This window comes from Citrobacter sp. S55_ASV_140 (assembly GCF_018919505.1).
Classification (GTDB): domain Bacteria; phylum Pseudomonadota; class Gammaproteobacteria; order Enterobacterales; family Enterobacteriaceae; genus Citrobacter; species Citrobacter werkmanii.
The window spans coordinates 1-6,020 of the sequence record NZ_JAHLQZ010000217.1 but is presented as its reverse complement, the minus strand read 5'-3'; the positions used below and the strand labels follow the sequence as shown (position 1 = coordinate 6,020).

Below are 6,020 nucleotides of genomic sequence, written 5' to 3'. Positions count from 1 at the left end.
GTGCTGGAATGGGTGACGGATCCCGTCAGCGTGTTGCAGACGCTGTGGTCAGTATTGCGTCCCGGCGGCGCGCTGTCGTTAATGTTCTACAATGCTAACGGTCTGTTGATGCATAACATGGTCGCAGGGAACTTTGACTATGTGCAGGTGGGGATGCCGAAACGTAAAAAGCGTACGCTTTCACCGGACTACCCACGCGATCCGGGGCAGGTTTACCAGTGGCTGGAACAGATCGGTTGGCAGATAACGAGTAAAACGGGCGTCCGAGTGTTTCATGACTATCTGCGGGATAAGCATAAACAACATGACGACTATGAAATGTTACTTGAGTTAGAAACGCGCTATTGCCGCCAGGAACCGTATATCAGCCTTGGGCGCTATATTCATGTCACCGCGATTAAAAGTCCGGCCCGAGCCGCAGATGCAAGGATAACCTATGAGTGAATTTTCCCAGACAGTCCCCGAACTGGTTGCCTGGGCCAGAAAAAATGACTTCTCCATCTCTCTGCCGGTAGACAGACTTTCGTTCCTGCTGGCGGTCGCCACTCTGAACGGCGAGCGACTTGACGGCGAGATGAGTGAAGGTGAGCTGGTGGATGCGTTCCGCCATGTGAGTGATGCGTTTGAGCAAACCAGCGAAACCATTGGCGTACGTGCTAACAACGCGATTAACGATATGGTGCGTCAACGTCTGCTGAACCGCTTTACCAGCGAGCAGGCGGAAGGCAATGCCATATATCGTTTAACGCCGCTCGGGATTGGCATCACGGATTACTACATACGTCAGCGCGAATTCTCTACGCTGCGTCTTTCAATGCAACTGTCGATTGTTGCAGGCGAACTGAAGCGCGCGGCGGATGCGGCAGCGGAAGGCGGCGATGAGTTCCACTGGCATCGCAATGTTTACGCGCCATTGAAATATTCGGTGGCGGAGATTTTCGACAGTATCGATCTCACCCAGCGCATCATGGATGAACAGCAGCAGCAGGTGAAAGACGATATCGCGCAGTTGCTGAACAAAGACTGGCGGGCGGCGATTTCCAGCTGTGAACTGCTGCTTTCTGAAACTTCCGGGACGCTGCGCGAACTGCAGGATACGTTGGAAGCGGCGGGGGATAAGCTACAGGCAAACCTGCTACGAATCCAGGATGCCACGATGGCGCATGACGATTTGCATTTTGTCGACAGACTGGTGTTTGACTTACAAAGTAAGCTCGACCGTATTATCAGTTGGGGCCAGCAGTCTATTGATTTGTGGATCGGTTACGATCGCCATGTGCATAAGTTTATCCGTACCGCGATTGATATGGATAAAAACCGCGTCTTTGCCCAGCGTTTGCGCCAGTCCGTGCAGACTTATTTTGACGATCCATGGGCGCTGACTTATGCCAACGCCGACCGTCTGCTGGATATGCGTGATGAAGAGATGGTCCTGCGTGACGAAGAGGTCACCGGTGAGCTTCCGACAGATCTGGAATATGAAGAATTTAACGAGATCCGTGAGCAACTGGCGGCGATCATCGAAGAACAGTTGGCTATCTACAAATCCAGACAAACGCCACTGGATCTCGGTTTGGTAGTGCGCGAGTATCTGGCGCAATATCCACGTGCGCGTCACTTCGACGTCGCGCGTATTGTTATCGATCAGGCGGTACGTCTTGGCGTAGCGCAAGCAGATTTCACCGGACTGCCAGCCAAATGGCAGCCGATTAATGATTACGGAGCCAAGGTACAGGCGCATGTCATTGACAAATATTGAACAAGTGATGCCGGTAAAGCTGGCGCAGGCGCTGGCGAATCCGTTATTTCCGGCGCTGGATAGCGCCTTACGTTCGGGCCGACATATCGGCCTGGATGAACTGGATAATCATGCCTTCCTGATGGATTTTCAGGAATATTTTGAAGAATTTTACAGCCGCTATAACGTGGAACTGATCCGCGCGCCGGAAGGATTCTTCTACCTTCGTCCGCGTTCAACGACGCTCATTCCGCGTTCGGTTCTGTCCGAACTGGACATGATGGTGGGTAAAATTCTTTGCTATCTCTATCTCAGCCCGGAACGCCTGGCGAATGAAGGGATTTTTACCCAGCAAGAGTTATACGACGAGTTGTTGACGCTGGCGGATGAAGCGAAACTGCTGAAGCTGGTGAACAACCGTTCAACCGGTTCGGACGTTGACCGTCAGAAGCTACAGGAAAAGGTACGTTCTTCGCTAAACCGTCTGCGTCGCTTAGGCATGGTGTGGTTTCTGGGTCACGACAGCAGCAAATTCCGTATTACGGAATCGGTCTTCCGCTTTGGCGCGGACGTACGCACCGGTGACGATCCGCGCGAAGCACAGCGTCGCTTAATTCGTGATGGCGAAGCAATGCCAGTCGAAAACCGCCTGCAGCTCAACGATGAGCCCGAAGAGAATCAGCCGGACAGTGGAGAAGAAGAATAATGATTGAACGCGGTAAATTTCGCTCACTTACGCTGATTAACTGGAATGGCTTTTTTGCCCGTACGTTCGACCTGGATGAACTGGTCACCACGCTGTCCGGTGGTAACGGTGCGGGTAAATCCACGACCATGGCGGCATTTGTTACGGCGCTCATCCCGGATTTAACCCTGCTGCATTTCCGTAATACCACCGAAGCCGGTGCGACCAGCGGTTCACGTGACAAAGGTCTGCACGGTAAGCTGAAGGCGGGGGTCTGTTACTCAATGCTTGACGTCCTCAACTCCCGCCATCAGCGCGTGGTTGTCGGCGTTCGTCTGCAACAGGTTGCCGGTCGCGATCGTAAAGTGGATATCAAGCCGTTTGCCATTCAGGGGCTGCCGATGTCGGTGCAGCCCACTCAGTTGGTTACGGAAACGCTGAACGAACGCCAGGCGCGCGTCCTGTCTCTCCCTGAGCTGAAAGAAAAGCTTGATGAGATGGAAGGCGTGCAGTTTAAGCAGTTCAACTCAATAACGGATTATCACTCGCTGATGTTCGATCTGGGCATCATTGCCCGTCGTCTGCGCTCTGCGTCCGATCGTAGTAAATTCTATCGTCTGATTGAAGCCTCGCTGTATGGCGGTATCTCCAGCGCTATTACTCGCTCGCTGCGTGATTACCTGCTGCCAGAAAACAGCGGCGTACGCAAAGCGTTCCAGGATATGGAAGCCGCGCTGCGTGAAAACCGCATGACCCTGGAAGCGATTCGCGTAACCCAGTCTGACCGCGATCTGTTTAAGCATTTGATCAGCGAAGCGACCAACTACGTGGCAGCGGATTATATGCGCCATGCCAACGAGCGCCGTATTCATCTGGATAAAGCGCTGGAATATCGTCGTGAACTGCATACCTCACGCAAGCAGTTGGCTGCTGAGCAGTATAAGCACGTGGATATGGCGCGCGAACTGGGCGAGCACAACGGCGCGGAAGGCGATCTGGAAGCTGATTACCAGGCGGCGAGCGATCACCTCAATCTGGTGCAAACCGCGCTGCGTCAGCAGGAAAAAATTGAACGCTATGAAGCGGATCTCGAGGAATTACAGATCCGTCTCGAAGAACAAAATGAGGTCGTCGCGGAAGCCGTTGACCGCCAGGATGAAAACGAAGCCCGCGCGGAAGCCGCTGAGCTGGAAGTGGATGAGCTGAAAAGTCAGCTTGCCGATTATCAGCAGGCGCTGGATGTCCAGCAAACGCGAGCTATCCAGTATACCCAGGCGATTCAGGCGTTAAGCCGGGCCAAAGAGTTGTGCCACTTACCGGATCTGACAGCCGACAGCGCTGCCGAATGGCTGGAAACCTTCCAGGCCAAAGAGCAGGAAGCCACAGAAAAACTGTTGACGCTGGAACAAAAAATGAGCGTGGCGCAAACCGCGCACAGCCAGTTTGAACAGGCTTATCAGCTGGTGGCGGCGATCAACGGCCCACTGGCGCGTGGTGAGGCCTGGAGCGTGGCGCGTGAACTTCTGCGGGAAGGCGTTGAGCAGCGTCACCTGGCGGAACAGGTTCAGCCGTTGCGTATGCGTCTTAGCGAACTGGAGCAGCGTCTGCGCGAGCAGCAGGACGCCGAGCGGCTGTTGGCTGAATTCTGCAAACGCCAGGGTAAACAGTTCGATATCGATGAACTGGAAGCGCTGCATCAGGAGCTGGAAGCGCGCATCGCCGCCTTGTCGGACAGCGTATCGTCAGCCAGCGAACAGCGAATGACGCTGCGTCAGGAACAGGAACAACTGCAGTCGCGTATCCAGCATTTGATGAAACGCGCGCCGGTCTGGCTGGCCGCGCAAAATAGCCTGAATCAACTTAGCGAACAGTGCGGCGAAGAGTTTACCTCCAGCCAGGACGTGACCGAGTATTTGCAGCAATTGCTGGAGCGCGAGCGTGAAGCCATTGTTGAGCGCGATGAAGTTGGCGCGCGCAAAAACGCGGTTGATGAAGAAATTGAACGTTTAAGTCAGCCGGGCGGGGCGGAAGATCAGCGTCTGAACGCGCTGGCGGAACGCTTCGGCGGCGTGCTGCTGTCTGAAATTTATGACGACGTTAGCCTTGAAGATGCGCCGTACTTCTCCGCACTGTACGGTCCGTCGCGCCATGCTATCGTGGTGCCGGATCTGTCGCTGATTACCGAACAGCTTGAAGGACTGACGGATTGTCCGGAAGATCTCTATTTTATCGAAGGGGATCCGCAGTCGTTTGATGACAGCGTTTTCAGCGTTGATGAGCTGGAAAAAGCGGTGGTGGTGAAAACCGCCGAACGTCAGTGGCGTTATTCCCGCTTCCCGACGGTGCCGATTTTTGGCCGCGCCGCGCGCGAAAGCCGTATCGAAACCCTGCATGCCGAGCGTGAAGGGCTGTCTGAACGTTTCGCCACGCTCTCTTTTGACGTCCAGAAAACCCAGCGTCTGCATCAGGCGTTCAGCCGCTTTATCGGCAGCCATTTGTCGGTGGCGTTTGAAGCCGATCCAGAAGCGGAGATTCGTCAGTTGAACAGCCGCCGCGTTGAGCTGGAGCGTGCGCTGACCAATCATGAAAATGATAACCAGCAAAGCCGTATGCAGTTTGAACAGGCGAAAGAGGGGGTTTCTGCGCTGAACCGCCTGCTGCCGCGTTTAAATCTGCTGGCCGATGAAACGCTTGCCGATCGCGTGGACGAAATTCGTGAGCGTCTGGATGAAGCTCAGGAAGCGGCGCGTTTTGTGCAGCAGCACGGCAATCAGTTAGCCAAACTGGAACCGATGGTTTCGGTTCTGCAAAATGACCCTGAGCAGTTTGAACAACTGAAGGAAGATTACGCCTATTCCCAGCAGATGCAGCGTGATGCGCGTCAGCAGGCGTTTGCGCTGACAGAGGTCGTACAACGTCGGGCGCACTTTAGCTATTCCGATTCAGCCGAAATGCTGAGCGGCAACAGCGATCTGAACGAAAAACTGCGCCAACGCCTGGAACAGGCGGAAGCTGAACGTACCCGAGCTCGTGAAGCGCTGCGCAGCCACGCCGCGCAGTTAAGCCAGTACAACCAGGTCATGGCGTCGCTGAAAAGCTCCTATGACACTAAAAAAGAACTGCTCAACGACTTACAACGTGAACTGCAGGATATCGGCGTTCGTGCTGACAGCGGTGCGGAAGAGCGTGCCCGTATTCGTCGGGATGAACTGCACGCGCAGCTCAGTAACAACCGTGCGCGCCGTAACCAGCTGGAAAAAGCGCTGACCTTCTGCGAAGCGGAGATGGACAACCTGACCCGCAAACTGCGCAAACTGGAACGCGATTATTTTGAGATGCGCGAACAGGTAGTCATGGCGAAAGCCGGCTGGTGTGCCGTGATGCGCATGGTGAAAGACAACGGTGTTGAACGCCGTCTGCACCGTCGCGAGCTGGCATATCTTTCTGGTGATGAACTGCGTTCGATGTCGGATAAGGCGCTCGGTGCGCTGCGTCTGGCGGTGGCGGATAACGAACACCTGCGTGATGTGTTGCGCATGTCTGAAGATCCGAAGCGCCCGGAGCGTAAAATTCAGTTCTTTGTCGCGGTTTATCAGC

3 protein-coding genes and 1 pseudogene are annotated in these 6,020 nt (G+C 54.7%); all 4 read left to right on the top strand.

Annotated elements, in window-relative coordinates; all coding sequences use genetic code 11:
- Positions 1–444 (top strand): annotated as a pseudogene (locus KQJ18_RS20665) (tRNA uridine 5-oxyacetic acid(34) methyltransferase CmoM); the annotation flags it as partial.
- On the top strand, positions 437–1,759 hold the full coding sequence (mukF, locus tag KQJ18_RS20660) for a chromosome partition protein MukF (RefSeq protein WP_038639340.1): 1,323 nt from the start codon (positions 437–439) through the stop codon (positions 1,757–1,759). The pseudogene KQJ18_RS20665 and the gene mukF, both read left to right, overlap by 8 nt.
- On the top strand, positions 1,740–2,444 hold the full coding sequence (gene mukE / locus KQJ18_RS20655; protein WP_038639343.1) for a chromosome partition protein MukE: 705 nt from the start codon (positions 1,740–1,742) through the stop codon (positions 2,442–2,444). The genes mukF and mukE overlap by 20 nt, the downstream gene beginning before the upstream one ends.
- Positions 2,444–6,020 (top strand): chromosome partition protein MukB (gene mukB, locus KQJ18_RS20650; RefSeq protein ID WP_216422622.1); only part of this gene is annotated, 3,577 nt, incomplete at its 3' end. The genes mukE and mukB, both read left to right, overlap by 1 nt.

Coding starts and splice junctions, on each gene's coding strand:
- mukF (WP_038639340.1), top strand. CDS start 437: ATGAGTGAATTTTCCCAGACAGTCCCCGAACTGGTTGCCTGGGCCAGA.
- mukE (WP_038639343.1), top strand. CDS start 1,740: ATGTCATTGACAAATATTGAACAAGTGATGCCGGTAAAGCTGGCGCAG.